Annotated in this window: 15 protein-coding genes; 8 read left to right on the top strand and 7 right to left on the bottom strand. The window is 69.2% G+C overall.

Going from position 1 to position 18,297, the window contains the following annotated elements:
- The first annotated feature begins 101 nt into the window (after positions 1 to 101).
- Both ACZ5PB_RS23445 and ACZ5PB_RS23440 read left to right on the top strand, forming a co-directional pair.
- Positions 102 to 1,136, top strand: coding sequence for a glycosyltransferase family 2 protein (locus ACZ5PB_RS23445; RefSeq protein WP_468693678.1), 1,035 nt, complete (start codon positions 102 to 104; stop codon positions 1,134 to 1,136).
- The gene (locus ACZ5PB_RS23440; protein ID WP_468693677.1) at positions 1,136 to 2,476 is read left to right on the top strand and encodes an alpha-2,8-polysialyltransferase family protein; all 1,341 of its coding nucleotides are present in this window, start codon (positions 1,136 to 1,138) and stop codon (positions 2,474 to 2,476) included. The genes ACZ5PB_RS23445 and ACZ5PB_RS23440 overlap by 1 nt, the downstream gene beginning before the upstream one ends.
- A gap of 17 nt (positions 2,477 to 2,493) precedes the next feature.
- On the opposite strand, the gene ACZ5PB_RS23435 is transcribed toward ACZ5PB_RS23440, so the two are convergent.
- Entirely contained in the window at positions 2,494 to 3,576 is a 1,083-nt protein-coding gene (locus ACZ5PB_RS23435) for a hypothetical protein (protein ID WP_468693901.1), read from the bottom strand.
- A gap of 252 nt (positions 3,577 to 3,828) precedes the next feature.
- Between ACZ5PB_RS23435 and ACZ5PB_RS23430 the strand changes: the two genes are divergently transcribed.
- Together ACZ5PB_RS23430 and ACZ5PB_RS23425 are read left to right on the top strand one after the other, a co-directional pair.
- On the top strand, positions 3,829 to 3,975 hold the full coding sequence (locus tag ACZ5PB_RS23430) for a hypothetical protein (RefSeq protein WP_468693676.1): 147 nt from the start codon (positions 3,829 to 3,831) through the stop codon (positions 3,973 to 3,975).
- An 87-nt stretch (positions 3,976 to 4,062) separates the two neighbouring features.
- Positions 4,063 to 4,524 (top strand): cytidine deaminase family protein, encoded by a 462-nt coding sequence (locus tag ACZ5PB_RS23425; RefSeq protein WP_468693675.1) that lies wholly within the window; start codon positions 4,063 to 4,065, stop codon positions 4,522 to 4,524.
- A 4-nt stretch (positions 4,525 to 4,528) separates the two neighbouring features.
- On the opposite strand, the gene ACZ5PB_RS23420 is transcribed toward ACZ5PB_RS23425, so the two are convergent.
- Together ACZ5PB_RS23420 and ACZ5PB_RS23415 are read right to left on the bottom strand one after the other, a co-directional pair.
- Entirely contained in the window at positions 4,529 to 5,752 is a 1,224-nt protein-coding gene (locus ACZ5PB_RS23420; RefSeq protein ID WP_468693674.1) for a serine hydrolase domain-containing protein, read from the bottom strand.
- Between the two features lie 29 nt (positions 5,753 to 5,781).
- On the bottom strand, positions 5,782 to 6,156 hold the full coding sequence (locus ACZ5PB_RS23415; RefSeq protein WP_468693673.1) for a DUF4190 domain-containing protein: 375 nt from the start codon (positions 6,154 to 6,156) through the stop codon (positions 5,782 to 5,784).
- A gap of 185 nt (positions 6,157 to 6,341) precedes the next feature.
- Between ACZ5PB_RS23415 and ACZ5PB_RS23410 the strand changes: the two genes are divergently transcribed.
- From ACZ5PB_RS23410 to ACZ5PB_RS23400, 3 genes are read left to right on the top strand one after another with little or no spacing between them, the layout of a single operon-like run.
- Positions 6,342 to 7,619, top strand: a complete 1,278-nt coding sequence (locus ACZ5PB_RS23410; RefSeq protein ID WP_468693672.1) for a sensor histidine kinase — start codon at positions 6,342 to 6,344, stop codon at positions 7,617 to 7,619.
- Positions 7,616 to 8,320 (top strand): response regulator transcription factor, encoded by a 705-nt coding sequence (locus tag ACZ5PB_RS23405; RefSeq protein WP_468693671.1) that lies wholly within the window; start codon positions 7,616 to 7,618, stop codon positions 8,318 to 8,320. The genes ACZ5PB_RS23410 and ACZ5PB_RS23405 overlap by 4 nt, the downstream gene beginning before the upstream one ends.
- Before the next feature lie 58 nt (positions 8,321 to 8,378).
- Complete coding sequence (locus tag ACZ5PB_RS23400; RefSeq protein ID WP_468693670.1) at positions 8,379 to 8,855, top strand: MarR family winged helix-turn-helix transcriptional regulator; 477 nt, start codon at positions 8,379 to 8,381, stop codon at positions 8,853 to 8,855.
- Positions 8,856 to 8,871: 16 nt separating this feature from the next.
- On the opposite strand, the gene ACZ5PB_RS23395 is transcribed toward ACZ5PB_RS23400, so the two are convergent.
- The 4 genes from ACZ5PB_RS23395 to ACZ5PB_RS23380 form a co-directional block, all read right to left on the bottom strand.
- Complete coding sequence (locus ACZ5PB_RS23395) at positions 8,872 to 9,783, bottom strand: nitroreductase/quinone reductase family protein (RefSeq protein WP_468693669.1); 912 nt, start codon at positions 9,781 to 9,783, stop codon at positions 8,872 to 8,874.
- Between the two features lie 496 nt (positions 9,784 to 10,279).
- Entirely contained in the window at positions 10,280 to 11,443 is a 1,164-nt protein-coding gene (locus ACZ5PB_RS23390) for a hypothetical protein (protein ID WP_468693668.1), read from the bottom strand.
- Positions 11,443 to 12,165: an RNA polymerase sigma factor gene (locus ACZ5PB_RS23385; RefSeq protein WP_468693667.1), complete on the bottom strand. Its 723-nt coding sequence runs from the start codon at positions 12,163 to 12,165 to the stop codon at positions 11,443 to 11,445. The genes ACZ5PB_RS23390 and ACZ5PB_RS23385 overlap by 1 nt, the downstream gene beginning before the upstream one ends.
- 368 nt (positions 12,166 to 12,533) lie before the next feature.
- Positions 12,534 to 14,036, bottom strand: coding sequence for an AAA family ATPase (locus ACZ5PB_RS23380; protein WP_468693666.1), 1,503 nt, complete (start codon positions 14,034 to 14,036; stop codon positions 12,534 to 12,536).
- Positions 14,037 to 14,191: 155 nt separating this feature from the next.
- Here ACZ5PB_RS23380 and ACZ5PB_RS23375 point away from each other — a divergent pair, with 155 nt between their 5' ends.
- On the top strand, positions 14,192 to 18,145 hold the full coding sequence (locus ACZ5PB_RS23375; protein WP_468693665.1) for an HD domain-containing protein: 3,954 nt from the start codon (positions 14,192 to 14,194) through the stop codon (positions 18,143 to 18,145).
- Positions 18,146 to 18,297 lie beyond the last annotated feature (152 nt).

Here is an 18,297-nt window from a genome sequence, read left to right as displayed (position 1 = left end):
CCGCTCCGACGGGAAAGTGAAGGGGATTTCCACGAGGTGATTCACCTTCGGGTCATGAGCAGTTCACCCCTGATCCGTCCCCGCGCCCTAATGTCCGGCGGGTGGTCAAGCTCTCCGTCGTCGTGCCGTTCTACAACGTGCAGACATACGCCCCAGATGCCCTGCGAAGTCTGCGCGCCAACGCGCGCGACGACTTCGAATTCCTTCTCGTCGACGACTGTTCGACGGACGAGACCCCGGAGCTCCTGCGCCGCGCGGAACGTGAACTGCCGGGTGCGGTCCTGCTCAGAAACGAGCGCAACGGCGGACTGGCGACGGCCCGCAACACAGGACTCGACGCGGCGCGCGGCGAGTACCTCACCTTCCTGGACGGGGACGACTGGCTGGCCCCCGGCTATTACACCCAACTGGTGGACACCATCGAGAAGTTGGGCTGCGATTTCGTCCGCACCGACCACGTCGTGTGCACCGGCCGCGCGCGCACGGTGCAGCGGGTGCCGCACGGCAGGCGGGGCGAGTCGATGTCGCCGCGCGAGGCGATCCTGCCGGCCACCCGCTCCACGGCGGTCGACTACGCGTACGCCTGGGCGGGCATCTACCACCGCCGGCTCCTGAACCGGGGGCTGCTCCACTTCACGGACGGGCTGCGCACGGCGGAGGACCGGCCGTGGATCTGGCGGCTGCACAGGGAGGCGGAATCCTTCGCCGTCGTGGGGCTCCTCGGAGTTTTCTACCGCCGGGGAATTTCCTCTTCGCTCACCCAGATCGGGGACGTACGACAACTGGATTTCATCCGCGCTTTCGATCAGGTACTGGAGGAAACCGCACGGGATGCGGATGCCAGTTCCCTTCTTCCGAAGGCGGTACGCACCTACTGCGCGATCATTTCCCACCATGTGGCCAACGCGGAGGATTCGAAACGATTCGAACCGGCGGTCGCGCGGAAATTGCGGGCGATGAGCGCGGCGGCACTGCGGCGAATGCCCCAGGAAATCCTGGCGGACGCCCTGAACTCGATGGACACGGACCGGGCGAGCCGCCTGCGCAGACTGCGCAGGGGCCTGGCGGGAACCGGGGCAGGTACGGGCACGAGGACGGGGACGGGAACGGAAACGGCAACGAGGACGGCCGCCTGATGACGACGACGACCACCACCACCATCACCGCTACCGCCACCACCACTCAGATCTTCCTGGCCTCCACCCCGTACGGCACGGCCACCCTCGCCGCCGCCATCGACAGCGGCAGCTTCCCGCCCGCCGACCGCCGCATCCTCCTGACCAGCAACAACGCGGCCACGCCTGAGACCACCCCGCCCCTGACCGACTCCCCCGGCTTCGACCGGCTGCGCACCCGTTTCGACGACGTACGCGACTGGAACGCGACGATCGCCCCGATGCACCCGGTCGGCTGGACCCCCCGCCCCGACGACGTCCCGCTCTGGGAACGCCAGTTGAGGCGCGAATGGGGCCTGGCTCCCGACGAGCACCTCACCCTGGTCCTGGAATCCCTCCAGGTCGCCCCGGCCCAGGCGATCGCCCAGCTCTTCCCGGACGCCCCGATCCACGTCTACGCGGACGGCCTGATGAGCTACGGCCCCACCCGCAACAAGCTGGACCCCCTCATCGGCGGCCGGGTGCGCCGCCTCCTCCACCTGGACCTGGTCCCCGGCCTGCGCCCGCTCCTGCTGCGCGAGTTCGACGTGGAGCCGGACATCGTCCCCACCGCCAGCTTCCTCAAGGTCCTCACCGAACTCACCGACGAGAGCGCCGACCTGGTGGAGCCGTCCGAGCCCCCCGTCCTGCTCCTCGGCCAGTACCTCTCGGCCCTCTCGATCCTCACCCCGGAGGAAGAGGAGGAGCTGCACGTCCGCATGCTGCGGGGTGCGGTGGCCCGGGGCCATCGGCGCGTCATCTTCAAGCCGCACCCCTCCGCCCCGGCCCGCTGGTCGCACCTCCTGGAGCGCGAGGCACACCTCCTCGGCGCCCAACTCTCGGTCTACGACGCCCCGTTGCTCGCCGAAGTGCTGTACCGCCGGCTCCGCCCGGCCCTGGTGGTCGGCTGCTTCTCGACGGCACTCTTCACGGCACACGCGTTCTACGGGATTCCGGTGGCCCGGGTGGGCACGGAACTCCTCCTCGAACGCCTCACCCCGTACGAGAACAGCAACCGCATCCCCGTCACCCTGGCCGACGCCCTCCTCCCGGACCTGGAGTCGACCTCCCCGGCCCCGCCCCCCGTCGACCCGGAGCCCCTGGTCCTGGCGGTCGGCTACGCCATGCAGTCCCAGATCCTCGCTTCCCAACGCCCGCACGCGGAAAGCTACTTGCGCACCCACTCCCCCCGCCGCTACTTCAAACGCCGCCGCCTGACCGCTCTGGCCCTGCCGGGCGGCCTGCCCCGCCGCCTCGCGTTCGTACCGCGCAATGCGACGGTGCGGAGGATGGCACGACGCGTGCGCAGACTCACGGCCTGACCCTCGTCACCCGGCCCTCAGGGCTTGATGCCGAAGATGTGCACGATGCTCGGCGTATCGGCGAGGGTGTGTGGGGCGAGTGCGTGGTACGCCCACACGTGCACCCACGCATTGCCGGTCCGCAGCGTCAGTACGGTCTTGAACATTCCCGGTACGAAGTACGTGACCAGCAGGAACGCCAGCGAGAGGAGGGCGTCGCCGGGCGAGTCGAAGAGTGTCCAGGCGTCCCACAGATGCAGGGCGGTGTACGTCAGCCCGCCGAGGATGACGGTGGTCGCGGCCGATCCGGTGAGCCTGAGGAAGCGCGGCACGAGGATCGCGTAGACGAAGACCATCGCGGGCAGGACGGCCCCCGCCAGATACAGCACGAAGGTGAGCGGCACGCCGAGCAGCAGCTGCCGTCCACTCAGGTCGAAGATCTCCGGCTTGAGCGCGGCGACCTGCACGACGGTCTCCAGCACGAGCACGACGAGGATGACGGTGACGTCCGAACGGCGGTTGCTGGACCGTAGGTTGAGCTGCTCGGCGGTGTACCTGCGGCCGAAGTACAGCAGCGGCAGGACCGCGTACACGACGAGGTTGTACGCGGCCCAGCCGATGGCCTCGCCGACGGCGACGTGCTCGTGGGTGCCGTAGATGGACCCGGCGAGGTGGAACCCGAAGGCGTGCCAGCCGAGGACCTTGGCGAGCCCGTACCCGAGGGCGAGTCCGAGAGCGCCGTACGCGAGGAGAAGCAGGGTCTCGCGGCGGGCCAGGTCCCGCTCGGGGGCGCGGGCGGCGATGCCGGGAATCTCGCGCTTCCGGGTCAGCGCGTACACGACGAGGCTGAGCAGCACGAACTCGACGAACGCCAGCGCCGCGTCCCCGAGCCGCCCGGAAACGGTGCGGGACGCCCCGGGAGCAGGCCAGTCGAAGGGCAGCGCGTCCCGCGCGAGCAGCAACAGCAGCGCGACGAGGAGAGCCGCACCGCCGACGGTGAGCTGGACGCTGCGCTGACGGGCGAGTCCGGCGAGGAAGAGTCCGGGGCGGGGCTTGGGGGTGGGGCTGCTGCGGGGCTCATGGTCCGGGTCGGAGGACCCTCGCGAGGGGAATCGGGGCACGGGAAATCGCCTCCCTCGACCGCCCGCGGCCGGGCCGTCGCGCCCAAGGTATCGCCGTACCGGCGAGTCACCCCATCTCCGTAGCCGCCCTGCTACTCAAGTATGGCAAGGGAGTTGACCCCGTGGTGTGACGCCAGGACCCCCCTCGCCGCCCTACCTTCGACGTACCGGAAAACGCCCACCAGCAGCACCACAAGCACCACTGCCGCCATCGCACCGCACCGCACCGCTATCAGCGAGGGGAGCTCCACCATGTCCACGTACGTCCCCCGACGACACCTGATCGCCGCCGTCATCGCGCTGGCCCTGCAAATACCGATGCTGCAAGCCCTGGAGTCGCCCTCACCACGGCCCATCACCGACACCGCGACCCCGGCACCGGCACCGGGACGGACGTAGCGCGCTTGTACGGAGTACGGGTCCGGTAAGTACCCTGCGCGGAATGGGGATCGGGGCCGTCTGACCCGGCGTCGTACGCTCCACCCCATGGAACTGCGCCCCCTCACCCCCGACGACCACGCCCTCATCGAACTCGCCCGTGAGACCGTCGACACCCACACCGACGCCGACGAGAACGGCGACGGCATCCACACCATGGGTGCGGCGGTACGCGCCGCCGACGGGCGGATGTACGCGGGCATCAACCTCTTCCACTTCCTCGGCGGTCCCTGCGCCGAACTGGTCGCCCTCGGCCACGCCCGCGCGTCCGGCGCCCGCGAGCTGACGACGATCGTCGCGGTCGGGGACGGCGGGCGCGGCCCGGTCGGCCCGTGCGGCCGGGACCGGCAGATCCTTTTCGACTACCACCCGGACATCCGGGTCCTGCTGCCCACGCCCGAGGGCGTACGAAGCGTCTGGATCAAGGACCTGATGCCGCTGGCGGCGGTGTGGACGCCGGAGGAGGGCGTGCGCGCCTACGATCCGGCGGTGTTCGCGGAGACCGACTGACCGATCAGGATTTCCCCTGGCCGCCCGCCCGGCACAGTGCCGTGTCCACGGCCTTCTGGACGCGTTCGGTGGTGGCCGGGTCGCCCGGGACCGCGGTCACCGCGATGTTGGCGGCGCGGCCGTCTTCGGTGACGCCGCCCCGGGTCTCGTAGCCGAGGATGTCGCCGCCGTGCCCCCAGGAGACGCCGCCGCACGACAGGGGGCGGCTGACGAGCCCCAGTCCGTACCGCGCACCGGTGTTGCCCATGGGGACGGTGGTGCGCATTTCGGCGAGCTGGGCGGCCGGGAGGAGGCGTCCGCCGAGGAGGGCGCCGTAGAAGTGGTTGACGTCGGTGTTGGTGGAGATCAGCTGGCCGGCGGCCCCTCCGCCGGAGGGGTCGATCCTGGTGACCTCGCGGAACGGGCCGCCCTTTGAGTCCTGGCGGTAACCCTTGGGGTGGGGTTCGCGGATGGTGCGGTCACCGGCTGCGGGGAAGTAGGTGTGGCGCAGGCCGAGGGGCTTGATGATGCGGCGGTCGAGTTCCTCGGCGTACGGGCGGCCGGTGACTTTCTGGATGAGGAGGCCGGCCACGATGTAATTGGTGTTGCTGTACGCCCACTTGGTGCCGGGCTTGAAATCGGCCTTGCGGGTGAGGGCGCTGTCGAGGAGGTCGCGGGGCTCGAAGTAGCGGTGCTGGATGACGTCGTCGTCGACCGCGTTGCCGTAGTCGGGCAGGCCGCTGGTGTGCTGGAGGAGCTGGCGGACGGTGATGCGGCGGCCGTCGATCCCCTTGCCGCGCACCAGACCGGGGAGGTAGGCGTCGACCGGGGCGTCGAGGCGGACCTTGCCCTCGGCGACGAGCTGCAGCACGACCACCGCCGTGAAGGCCTTGGTGTTGCTGCCGATGCGCACCTGGCCGTCCTTGGGCACCTTGGCGCCGGTGGTCAGGTCGCCGACCCCGGCGGTGTAGGTACGGGTGCGGCCGTCGCGGTCCTTGACGGTGGCGAGGGCGGCGGGCAGGCCGTAGGTACGGACGAGGCCGTTCAGGCTCTGCTGTACGGGGTCGGGTTTGGCGGTGGTGGCGGATGCGGCGGGCGCGGTGGCCGTGGCGGGCGGGGCGAGGGTGCCCATCGCCAGGAAGCCGACGGTCAGCACGGCGACCGCACCGGTGACTGCGGCGGTGGCGGCTCGCCAGGAACGCCGTTGCTGTTGCTTTTGCTTTTGCTGTTGTTGCTGCTGCTCAAACATGGGTCAACTCCTTTGGAATCGGCGGAAATTCATTTGCTGTTGAGCTGCTGCTGAACGCACTGCACGTACTGCTGGAGGCTGTCCGGCCTATAGCACTCCTGCGTGTTGTCCGCGTACCAGGCGAGGAAGAGGACGAGCAGCACGGAGACGACGATCGCGAGGACGGACGTCACCATTCCGGTGACCGCCATGGCGAGGCCGACCCCGTTCCGCTTGGCGGTGCGCAGGGCGATGCAGCCCAGGGCCAGGCCGATGGCGCCGAGTACGCCGCCGACGAGGACGAGCGAACAGAGGAGGCCGATGACGCCCAGGGCCAGGGCGGCGACGGCCGGACCGTTCTTCTTTTCCGTCCCGGTGGGGCCCGTCCGGCTGGGATACGGCGATCCCGTCGTGACCATCTCCATCTGCTGCCGTCCTTCCGTTTTCGGTCGGCTCTCCGTCGACCGGGCAGGACTCGATCATGGTTTCCGGGGGCCCGTGAGCACATCGCGGAAAGGCGGGAGATGTCGCTCCCCCGATCGGGGGAGGCCGTGGCCGGGCAGCCCGCCCATAATTACCGTTTGTGATCATCAGGGGAATTCGGCCGCTGTTGCGCGGCTCCACATATGCGGGGGCGCTCTTCGCCCTGGGCGGTGCGCTGGCGAGCGTCCCGCCGCTGCTGCTCGCGATGGTGCCGACGATGGCGCTGCGGTCGGCTCCCTACGTGGTGCAGGCGGTCGTGACGCTGGTGGTGTGGGCGGTGCTGATCGGGGCGGCCGGGTTCGTCCCTGCGACGCGGAAGCTGGTGGTCCCCGTGGCCCGGCGGCTGCTGGGGGTGGCGCTGCCGGATCCGGTTGCCGTTGGCGTTGGCGTTGGCGTACGAGGTTCAACGGGCGCGCCGGACCGCTGGCGCACCCCGCTCTGGCTCCTGCTGCACGTGGCGCTGGGGTGGGTGGCGGCGCTGCTGAGCGGGGTGCTGTTCCTCGCGGGGCTGACGCTGCCGGGGGGCTGGCTGGACAGTGAGGCGGAGCTGGTCCTGTTCGACTGGTCGGTACGGGTGAACGGGGGCTGGCTGAGCTGGGCGGTCGCGTTCGGGTGCGTACTGGTGGCTGCGGTGGTGTGCGTGGGAGTGACGGGTGCGCTGCGCCGGCTGGCCCCGCGCCTGCTCGGCCCCTCGGCCGCCGAACGGCTCGCGCTGGCGTCGGAACGCGAACGCGCACTGGCCGAACGCAACCGCCTCGCCCACGAGTTGCACGACTCCATCGGCCACACCCTCACCGCCACCACCATCCAGGCGGCGGTGGCCGGCGAGCTCCTCACCGCCGACCCGGAGACGGCACGGGCCACGCTGCGCAGCATCGAGGAGTCGGCCAGGGCGGCGCTGGAGGACCTGGACTACGTACTGGGCGCACTGCGCGAGGACAGGCCGCAGCCGAAGCCCGGAGCGGCATCCGCATCGGCACCGGACACCGCCCCGACCCGCACCCTCGCCGACCTGCCGGAACTGTTCGACAGGATGCGGCACGCGGGCGCGGTGGTGAAGCCGGACCTCTCCGGCGACCTGGCGCAGGTGCACGGCACGCTGTCAAGGGCGGCGTACCGCATCGTCCAGGAGGGCCTGACGAACGCGCTGCGCCACGGGGCGGGCGGCGAGGCCCCGGTCGAGGTCCGGGTGGCGGCGGCTCCGGACGGCCTGGACCTGACCGTGACCAACCGAACGGGACCAAGGACAGGCGCAGGAACGGGGGCCCCCTTTCCCAAGTCCGGCCGCGGACTGTCCGGCCTGGCCGAGCGCGTACACCTCCTGCACGGCGAGATCGAGTCCGGCCCGGACGGCCCCGACCGCTGGCGGCTGGCGGTCCGCCTGCCAGTACGTTTGTCCCCATGACGGCCACCCCCTCAGGCTCCCCCTCCGCCACGGACGCACCCCTCACCGTCCTCATCGCCGACGACGAAGAGGTGACCCGGGGTGGTCTGCGCATGCTGCTCAGCGCCCAGCCGGGCATCGAGGTGATCGGGGAGGCGGCCGACGGGATCGAGGCGGTCGACCGGGCGATGCTGCTGCGGCCGGACGTGGTCCTGATGGACGTACGGATGCCCCGCCGCGACGGCATCGAAGCGACCCGCCAACTCCTCGCCGAATCACGGGGATTGGCGGATCCGCCCAAGGTCGTCGTGATCACCACCTTCGAGAACGACAGCTACGTCACCGCCGCCCTCAGCGCCGGAGCCAGCGGTTTCGTGCTCAAGCGGCGCCCGGTCAGGGAAATCGCCGAAGCGGTACGGGTGGTGGCGGCGGGCGAGGCCATCCTCTTCCCGACGGCGCTGCGCCGGATGGTCGCGGCCCGCCCGCTCGACTCCGCCGACGCACTGCCGAAGGCGGCGCTGACGGGCCGCGAGGAAGAAGTCCTGCGCCTGATGGCCACCGGCCTCTCCAACCCTGAGATCGCGAGGTCGCTCACGGTCACCCTGGAGACGGTGAAGACCCACGTCGGGAACGTACTGACCAAACTGCACGCCCAGAACCGGACGCACGCGGTGGTGATCGCATACGAATCCGGCCTGGTGGTACCGGGATTCACCGGCTGAGAACCCTTTCACCGAGCACGCTTGACCTCAAGCGGAGTTGAGCTTCTACGTTCTCCACATGACCACTTCGAGCAAGACCTTCGCCCCCTCCCACGACGACGCCGCCCTCGCCACCCAGCCCATCGGCTACTGGGCCAACGCGGCAGGACAGGCAGTCGTCCAGAACATCCGCACCGCCCTCGCCGACCTCGGCCTGACCCAGCCGGCCTGGTGGGCGCTGCACCAGCTCAGCGAGCACCCCGAGGGGCGCGACCGCGAGGAGCTGATCCGCTTCCTCTCGTACTACCCGTCGCCGGGCGACGACCTGCCCGGCGACATCGACGGGCTGGTCGCCAACGGGCTCGCCGACCAGGACGCGAGCGGCCACCTGCGGCGGACCGAGGCGGGCGGGGAGCTGTACGCGAGGGCGGCGGCCCGCCAGGTGGAGATGCGCGAGCAGACCCACGAGGGCATCACGGACGCGGAGTACGTCGCCGCCCTGAAGGTCCTCCAGCGGATGATCCACAACGTGCGGGGCGACGCCTGGCACCACTGAGCACGGACGCCCGCCGCTACTCCGGCCCACCGCCCGGCACCGGCATCGGGACCTCCGCCAGGACCGGCAGCAGCCACTCCTCCTCACTGTCGAGGTGTGCGGTCAACTCCCGTGACATGCGGCCCAGTTCAGCGAGGAAGCGCGCCGGATCCGCCTGCGCGTGGCCGTCGAGGAGGAGTACCAGCTCGCCCTTCAGCCGGGCGATCTCCTCGTGCTCCACGCGCATCCTGTCGAGGGTCTCCCGCAGCTCCGGGTGGTACTGCTCGATGCCGGGGAAGAGGCCCGCGTCCTCGCTGCGGTGATGGAATTCGAGGGTCTCGCAGAAGGCCAGGCAGTGCTGGCGGATCTGAAGCCCGAGCCCGGGCAACGTCGGCGCCCCTGGGGCCTGTTGGGCCGCGAAGTGGGCAGCCGCCTCCGCCCGGACGTGCTCCAGCTGGCCGCGCAGCCAGGTGTGGATCTCCAGGACCTTGTCGGCCATCGTTCGGACGGCGATCGGCCCCGACTCCGGGAAGTGGTCGACGCGTTCGAGGAGTACGACGGGAAGGGTGCGGGCGGTCCCGCGCTGATATTCGGCGTACCCGGGCTCCAACTCCCCTATGACGGCGAAGAGTTCGTCGCGTCGGGCGCCCTCGGCGGGCACGGCGACCGCCTCGTACTCCTCGGTGCCGATCTCCACGGTCACCGTGGGGCGGACGAGGAGGTTGTGGTACCAGGCGGGGTGCCGGTCCGCGCCCCCGGCGGAGCCGACGACCATCAGGTGCTCGCCGTGGCGGACGTACCCGAGAGGGCTGGTGGTCCGCTTGCCGGACCTGGCGCCGGTGGTGGTGAGGAGCAGCAGGTCGCCGCCCTCGAAGGGTCCGCCGACCCGGCCGCCGTTGGCGCGGAACTCGTCGATGACGGACTGGTTGAAGGGGAAGGGGTTGGTCATGTGGGTGGTGTCTCCCGTACGGAAATGGCCGCGCGCGGCGCTCACCGGCAGCCACCGGGACAGACACGGGGCGTCGGTGGGCGCGACGGCAGGACGAAGAAGAAGCGGGGGGGAGGGGTGGCGGTGGACTGGACACGCCACTGCGTGAGACTGCTCGGCTCCGCTCAGGCGGAGGCTCACGGTGAAGGTGCTGGCTGAACTGCCGGCCGGCCCACTGCTCAGTAGCCGACGTCCCGCTGCACGCCGCCATTAGAACCGGGCACGGCGACGACCGTCAAGCACGGGCCGGACGGTCCGGTAGGGAATCGCGGGAGGAGGGAGGCGCGGACGGGACCGGGGGAACGAATCCCGCCCGCGCCAGTTGCGCCGAGCCGTAGGTACGGGGGGAACCCCGGCTCGTGCGCGGCCGATGACCAGTCGGCTCACTCTCTTCAGCGCCACCGCCTCGGAAAACGTCACACCCCGCACGTCACACGGGGTGCGGGCATTCCCCGCCCTAGGCGTACACGGGCTCCGCGGCCCGGGTGGCGGGGGTGGCCGGTGTGATCAGCACGCTGCGGTGGAGGGGGGCGCGGACGGTGGCGGGGGCATGGTGGGGGCCGCTGCTGCTCCGGACGGAGCGGCCGTTCCCGCCGCCGTTCCCGCCTCCGTTCCCGGCCTGGCCCTCGCCGCTGCCGGGTGCGTTTCCGCCCTGGCCGTCGTCACCGCCGCCATCGGCGTTGCCGCCGTCGCCGCCCTTGGTCGGGTTCGGGTCGGGGCGGGTGCCGTTGCCACCGCCGTTCCCGTTCCCGCTTCCGCCGCCGCTTCCGCCGCCCAGCAGCCGGTCGCAGAAGCGGTTCACTTCGTCCGCGCCCTTGGCCTGGGTCTCCAGGTAGCGCTTGAGGTGGTCGGGCAGGCGGTTGACGCGGTAGTCCTTGCAGGCCTGGACGGTGCGCCGGCGCCAGTCGCCGGAGGGCTTGCCCTGGCTGCCGGAGTTCTCGGAGGTGTCGGGGGAACCGCCCGCGTCGGCGGAGCCCGAGGGGTCCGACGACGTACCGGAGGAACCGGAGTGGTCGCCGCCCGAGCCGCCGGACGCGGCGTTCGCGGCACCGTGGCCCTCGCGGGGGTTGCCGCCGTCGGGCGTCTCCGTACTGGCGGAGGGGTCGTCCTTGACGGTGCCCGGGGAGCGGCCGTCCGAGGGTTCTTCGGGGTCGCCGACGCGTTCCGGGTCGGAGTCCGCGCGGGCGTCGGAGTGGTCGCCGTCGGCGTCCATCTCCTCCTCCGGGGAGGCGGCGGCCGAGACGGAGACGGCGGGCTCGGGCCCGGACTTCCCGAACGGGAAGGGGGTGGCCAGCACACCGGCACCGGCGGCCACGGCCACTCCGCCGAGGGCACCGGCGGCGAGGGCGGTGACGAGTCCGAGGCGCATGGGGCGCCCCCAGCGGGAGTGCCGGCGGGCCGGGGCGGTACCGGCCCTGGACTGCCTGAAGGCAGCCAACGCAGCACTCTCACCCGGCAGTTCAGCACTCACAGCACCGGTGTCGGGACCGGTCCCGACACCCGCCCGGAGGCCGTCGAGGGCAGCGGCCAGCCGCTCGGCATCGCCGTCCATGCCCGCGTCGCCGCGCAGCAGCCGTTCTGCCGCGTCGTCATCAAGCCACTCGTAGCGCTCGTCGGCCATCACAGTTCCTTCTGCGTCCGCGCGCGCGATTGCGTCACACCGTCTCGGCGGTGGAGGCCGAGCGCCGCGCCGGCGGCGGCGGGCCGACGGCCGCGCTGCGGAGGTACGCCGTCCAGTTCCGCCGGGTGCGGGTTCGTCCGGCCGGCGGAGGCGGCGGGACCGGCCGGGTCGGGGTGGCTGCCGAGGAGTTCGGCGAGCCGCTTGAGGCCTCGGTGGGCGGCCGTGCGTACGGCACCCGGGCGCTTGCCCAGGGTCTGCGCCGCGCTCTTCGCGTCCAGGCCGACGACGACGCGCAGCACCACGGCTTCCGCCTGGTCCTGGGGGAGCTGGGCGATGAGGGCCATGGTGTGGCCGGTGGCCAGGGACTCCAGGGCTTCGCCCACGGTGTCCGATTCTGCGGGTTTGTCGGTGAGTTCGGTGTCGTCGCCGCCGATGGCGGGACGGCGGCCGCGCATCCGTATGTGGTCGAGGGCGCGGTTGCGGCCGATGCGGGCGGCCCAGCCCCGGAAGCGGTCGGCGTCGCCGCTGAAGCGGTGCAGGTCGCGAGCGATCTGCAACCACGCCTCGGAGGCGACGTCCTCGGCCTCGGGTTCGCCGACCAGCGTGCGTATGTAGCCCAGCAGCCGTGGGTGCACGGCGCGGTACACAGTCCGGAAGGCCTGCTCGTTCCCGTCCTGCGCGGCGAGCACCGCGGCGGTCAGCTCCGCGTCGTCCCCCAGCACTACCTCAACCTGTCCCCAGTCGATGCTGGTCTGTCCTGGCGCCCCAACCCCAGCGCGAAAGTGCACGCTACGGCGTCGAAGGGCGATTCGTCCATGACCAGTACAACGTGCAACTAGCTGCTGACCCAGCGAGGTGTGACAGAAAACGCACTCGCGACGCTGAAGGGAGTACGGGCTCGTCGCACAGCCCGTGCGGACAGACGGCCGGGGTCACTCCTGTGGGGGGTGGCGGCCCCGGTCGTCCTTCCGTAGCACCCCTTCTGAACAGGCAAAACACGGGTCGCGCGGTCTCTGCATGACCAACGCGTGACCAACAGAGCCGGGCATTCGCCAGATCCTCCCCAAGCCCCGTCGGGCGACTCTCAGTGTCAGCTGCCGTAAAGGGTGGGCAGATCGACGAGGAGGAGGTCGTCACGCTTGTTGGCCAGGTCGATCAGATCGGGGTAGAAGCCGTGCAGGGAGTACAGGGCCAGAGTGGCGGCTGTGGTGTCGTAGCCCTGATTCGCGAGCAGAGCACGGATGTGTTCCAGCCTCTCCAGGTCACCGGTGCCGCGGCGGGCGGCGGTCGCCTTGGCCTCGCCCAGCAGCGCGATCCTCGCGCGGGGAGCCTGCGGGCGCTCGCCGGCAGCCAGGGCAATGACATCGACCTCATGCTTCGTACGGGCGGCCTGGTCGGCGACCTCGGTGGTACCGACCGGGCCGGGCAGTCCACCGGGCAACAGGGTGTGGGCGTAGCGGCGGGTGAAGTCGCGGGCCAAGTCCTCGAAGTGCGGCCCGAGGATCTTGGAGTTGAAGGTCGGAGCGGCCTGCCGCCACACCTGCTCGGCGAATCCCTGCTCCACGGCGGCGGCCTGCGGGAGAGTGATGAGCTGGTTGAAGCGAATGACGGGGTCGGCAAGCGTGATGACGGGGTGCCTGGAACGGAGGATGTCCTGTTCCCGCTGGATGTAGCCCGTGGATTCCAGCACTCCGAGCGGGTGAGCGACGGCATTGCGCGGGCGTTCCAGGGCGGCACTGATCTTGCTGGGGGTGGTGGCGCCCTGCGCGATCGCGGTGAGGGTGTCGTAGTACAACGTGTGCTGCGTGATCCTCGGGTCCTCGCGCAACAGGTACTCGGTCTCGGTACGTGAATACACCGCCCGCCCCGGGTCGAGCAGCGTCCGGGTGAGCCAGGTGTCGAAACCGTCGTCCGGGTGCGGCCGGGCAGCCACCGACCGGTAGCCGGGGGCCCCGCCCAGGACCGAGTGCACCTTCAGCGCGGTCAGCGGGTCGTCGATCTGCCAGAAGGCCCGGCTGTCCCGGTAGTCGAAGGCACCCAGCCGTAGGTCGATCACGGCCCGTCCGCGGAGTGGCTTGGTCCCCGAGAGCAGTTCGTGCATGACGCTCATCGCGGAGCCGCACAGAATCAGCCGCGGCCCCGGCGCGTCACCGGCCCGGGCGCCCCGCTGGCGTTCGTCGTAGAGCTGTTGCAGGAGCCCGGGGATTTCGGGCGAGTGCTGCAGCAAGTACGGCAGCTCGTCGATCACCAGAAGCGGGCGTGCCGAACGGGCGGTCACATCAAGAGCGTTGGACAGGACATCACGCCAGTCGTTCAGACGCAGGCTCCCCGGCCGCAGGCCCGCGTGGGCGGCGACCGCATCGCTGAACCGCTGGATCGCGGGGAGCCGCCCCTCCTCCCTGACCGCTGTGACGTACAGGCCGTCGACCTGCTCGGACAGGGCCTGCAGAAGGTACGACTTCCCGTGTCGACGCCGCCCCGACACGATGCCGAGACGCATGGCCGGGTCCGGGTCGGTGAGGAACTCCGTGAGCAGGCCCCATTCCCGGTTCCGGTCGACCACGTCGTCCGGCTTGGCCAGCAGACTCTTCATGCACTCTCCCAGCACATCAACCTCGTCACATTGAGTCTAAGTCTACTTCGGCAAGATCCGTCGTACTCGGATTGGCCATCATGTACTTCCGCATGAGGCAACGGCTGTCAGGAAGTCGCCCCCCGCCCTGGCCCTTCGCCCATAAGCTCCGGGACATGGATGACGTGAATACCGTGGGCGAGGTGCACAACCTGGTTTCCGGGGGCACACAAAGCGCCGTCATGCAGGGCGGGACCTTCCACGTATACGTAGGGGCTGAGGCGCCGACCGCCCCGCTGCCGACAGAGAACATCGGCGACGGGTGGGTGCGAGCCGCGGAACGGTCCACTGTGTGGAACCACGTCACCGATGAACAAGGCGCACAGAAACTCAGGGCTCATGCGTGTTCCGTCATCGCCAAACTGGCGTGTGTGCGCGATGCCGCACAGAACACACTCACTACGGATCCGTGGCAGGACCCGGGCACTGCTGTGAGATTCATCGATCGGGTCGAATGGCTGCTGGGCGAACCGACCGACGGGAAACCACTCGACCTCTACCCCGCAGAGGCGGCGTTGCTGGTCCTCGTACCTTTCCTGTACGGCGCCAACAGGGCTCAGACTGCCTCCGGCTGGGCACGGGTCGAACCGTACCGGATCGGCCCTCTACCCGATGCAGACGAGGACCGACGCGCCTTCGAGGCGTTCGCAGGGGGACACGGCCGACTAGTCAAGCGCGCGGCCCTGCGGCCCGATGCCGCATACCCCATCGGCTGGTGGTTGTTCCACCGTTGGCTGCTGGAACGCGGGGAACACGCGGAGGCGGGCCCAGTACGGGAGTTACTACATGAAATCAAGGACCCGGATCTGGTTCAGGACCTCGGGGAGATTCTGGAACCCGGGCGGGTGACCGCACTTCTTCATGCGGTACGGCGCGGCCCGAATGTGACGAACGCCGAATTCCTGGACCGCCTGAGTGGCGAGGACCAGATTCGAGTACCTGCCGTACCGACCCGGCAACGGGTACACGACCGCAGAATCGCCCTCCTGCTGGCCCTCGCGTACGGAACCTGCCTCGATATGGCAGCGCTGCCCGATGTCGTCGTCGAGCATGTCGGCATCCCTCACCCCGTCGATATCGGACAGCTTCGCGAGACTATCGAACTGGCGACCTGGGGCGGTCAGTCGACCCACCCTGCACTGCGGGCCTGCTGTCACCACGAAGCAGTCATCGAAGGACTACGGCAGTACGTCGCACGCGCCAACGAAGTCCTGCACAGCGTCGACCGAACCGCACGCGACCGGCTGCCGCAACCCATGCCGAGGTTCCCCACGAACCTCTCGGCCGACGAGGTACGCCCGGCCGAGGGCGCATTTGACGGTTGGGCAGGGTTCCGTCTGGACGAAGGCCGTGTCCGAGAACTGCTGATGGGAGTCCAGCTCTACAAGGACCGGGACTTGGCAGTGCGAGAGCTCTACCAGAACGCGCTCGACGCCTGTCGCTACCGCCGCGCGCGGGCCCAGTACCTGGACCGGATCGGCGGCGGGGCCTCCTACGCCTTCACTGGTCGGATCGATTTCGAGCAAGGACGGGACGTCGAAGGGCGTGCGTATCTGGAATGCCGTGACAATGGCATCGGCATGGGCGAAGCCGAGTTGCGCGGCGTCTTCTCACAGGCAGGCGCGCGGTTCGCCGAGCAGAGCGACTTCAAGCTTGAGCACGCGGCATGGCGTGAGGTGGACCCGGCAGTGGAGATGCACCCCAACAGCCGCTTCGGTATCGGAGTGCTGAGCTATTTCATGCTGGCTGACGAGTTCACCGTCACGACGTGCCGAATGGGCCTCGACGGAAAGCCGGGACCCGTGCTGCGGGCTTCGATCCATGGCCCCGGCCATCTCTTCCCTATCGTCACCACCACCGAGCAGAGCGTCGAGCCGGGGACGCGGGTACGGCTCTACCTGCGTGAGGACGGGAAACTCGCGAGTGTCGATGTACTCGAACGTCTCCTTGGTGCAGCGGAGTTCGCCACCTCTGCCCAGGACGAGTCGCGTCGGTCCCACTGGACAGCAGGCGTGGTGCAGGAACGAAAGCAGCCGAATGGTGAACGCTTCGGCCTTGATGCACACGGTGTCCGGACGGCCTGGCAGGAGGCGCCACCAGGCGTACAGCTCACCTGGACCGAGCACGGCGGCGCCTTGCTCGTCGATGGGTTGGTGGTGCAGCCCGCACAGCACAAGGGGGTCCTATCCTCAACCGCATCGGGACTGACCGGCGTCGTGGTGAATCTCTCGGGCCCATATGCGCCTGCCCAGCTTTCCGCCGAGCGGGCCGAGGTCCTCGACGACATCGGGCCGGTTCTTCACAAGCTTCTGGTGCAGGCAGTGGATGCGTTTGTCGCAGCCGACTGTCCGGCTCTACCGGACTTCGCCTGGCTCTGCCGCGTCGCGCAAGGGAGCACCGAACTCGCCGACCTCGTGACGAACGCGCTGATCCGCGCGGGACGTCCCATTCCGTACGGGAGCGGTGTACTTGACGTTGCGAGGTGCGGGGTACTGCCTTCGGACATGAATACGCTCCCCCCTCGTGGGCATGAGGCGGGCCGGGACGATGTCCCCTGGAAGTTCTCCGGGGAACCGCCGGGCCACATTTACCTGTGGCGCCTTCTCGCGCATGAGGATGAGCGAATCCTGAGCAAACTCACACCGTTCTGCCCTGAACTGGATGATCCGCAGTCGGTACTCCCGGCTATGCCGTCCGATCAGCTGTTGCTGGCTGAACCCCCAGGGCCTTACGGCATGACTTACTGGAGTTGGGCCACGGGCCGCACTTCCCGAGGGCATTTCCTGCCGACACATCCGCGCGGAGAGATGACGCTGGATGTCGTACTCCACCGTGCAGCGATGCTGGGGCTACACGATCTGCGAGCTGAAGGGATTTCCGCCGTGCTGAAAGCGTCGGGGCCGGACCTCCGACTGCTCTGCGACGCCTCGGGGCAGCCTCTGCAACGGTCAACGGACGTCACTGTCAGCGAACTGGTGAGCAAGGCCGTCGAGACCGGGAAAGAACCAAATGAGGTGGTCGCATTGTGGCGGGGCCTCGGGATCGACGTACCCGGTGGAGTGGATGCCTTGGCCGATTCCGCATGGCGCAATGCACTACTGGTGCACGACCCACAGCATCCGACAGAGTGGTTCTCGCCCGGAGAGACAGTCCCTCCCGGTCGTATCGCCCAAGCCTGCCTCGACCTCGATATCACCGTCAGCGAGGTCTGTGCCCGATACGAGACTCACGGCCTGCGCCCCGATCGAGTTGCACTGCCCGAACGGCCGGATCATCTACTGCCGATTATCTTGCGGAGTGGATGCGGGGACAAGGGAGCCTGGCTGGCTCGCACAGACCTGATGGCTCCCATCCAGTTACTCCATGCCGCAAGCAAGTTGGACATAACGCCGACCGAGGCGCTGCGCAGGTACCGCGATCTCGGATTCGACCCGCCAAGCACGTTTCCCGATGACGCTACGACCGACGACCTTGCGCTGCTCGACAACCAGTGGTTCGACGACGCGCTACACCTCGCGCCTCCAGGCCCACTGCCCTACGAGTTGCTTCTGGCACCGGGCGTCCATCGCCTGGGAGCAACGATCCAGAGGTTCCGAGAATATGGTTTCGATGTGCCGTTCAAAGCACCGCATCGCCCTGACGAGCTGGATGAGCAGCTTCTGTCCATTTACGGGCCATATTCCTGGTTCGACCTCTTCGTTGGTGACACGATGCCTTTCGCGTATCTGGTAGTAGCTGCGCGGTCCCTGTTTCGGTCACCAGCCGAACTCGCCGATCGCATGGTGACTTACGGGCTCACAGTCTCCTGCCCGGATATGCCAGCCGGACTTTCGGCAACCACCGCACGCGAGCTCCTCGTTGAATCGGAATACGACGAGACCTATATGTCCGTACGTGATGAGCTCACGTGGCAAGGCCTACTGCTTCGCAGCACGAAGTTGAACGCGGATCTCGGACAGATCACACGGTGGCTATCAGATTTGGGAATGCCGGTTCCCGAGATCGGAGAGCAGCTGCGCCATGCTCTCGCCCGAGTTCCTCGTCCGGTGACTGACAGGCACTGCTCCTGATGACAAGAGCCAGGCCCTTCCAGCGCGAGTCGGAAGTGTCGCCCCGCCATCGCTGCAGCGCCGCGCTCGTCTTGCGCTCTCCAGGCGTTAACGCAGGAGCTGGCCGCTCGCCCCGGCATTAACCCAACGGGGTGCGCGTGACCAACAGGGAC

This window comes from Streptomyces sp. NPDC032721, from assembly GCF_055579625.1.
The sequence above is the reverse complement of the archived record's forward strand: the minus strand, read 5'-3'. Positions and strand labels throughout refer to the sequence as shown.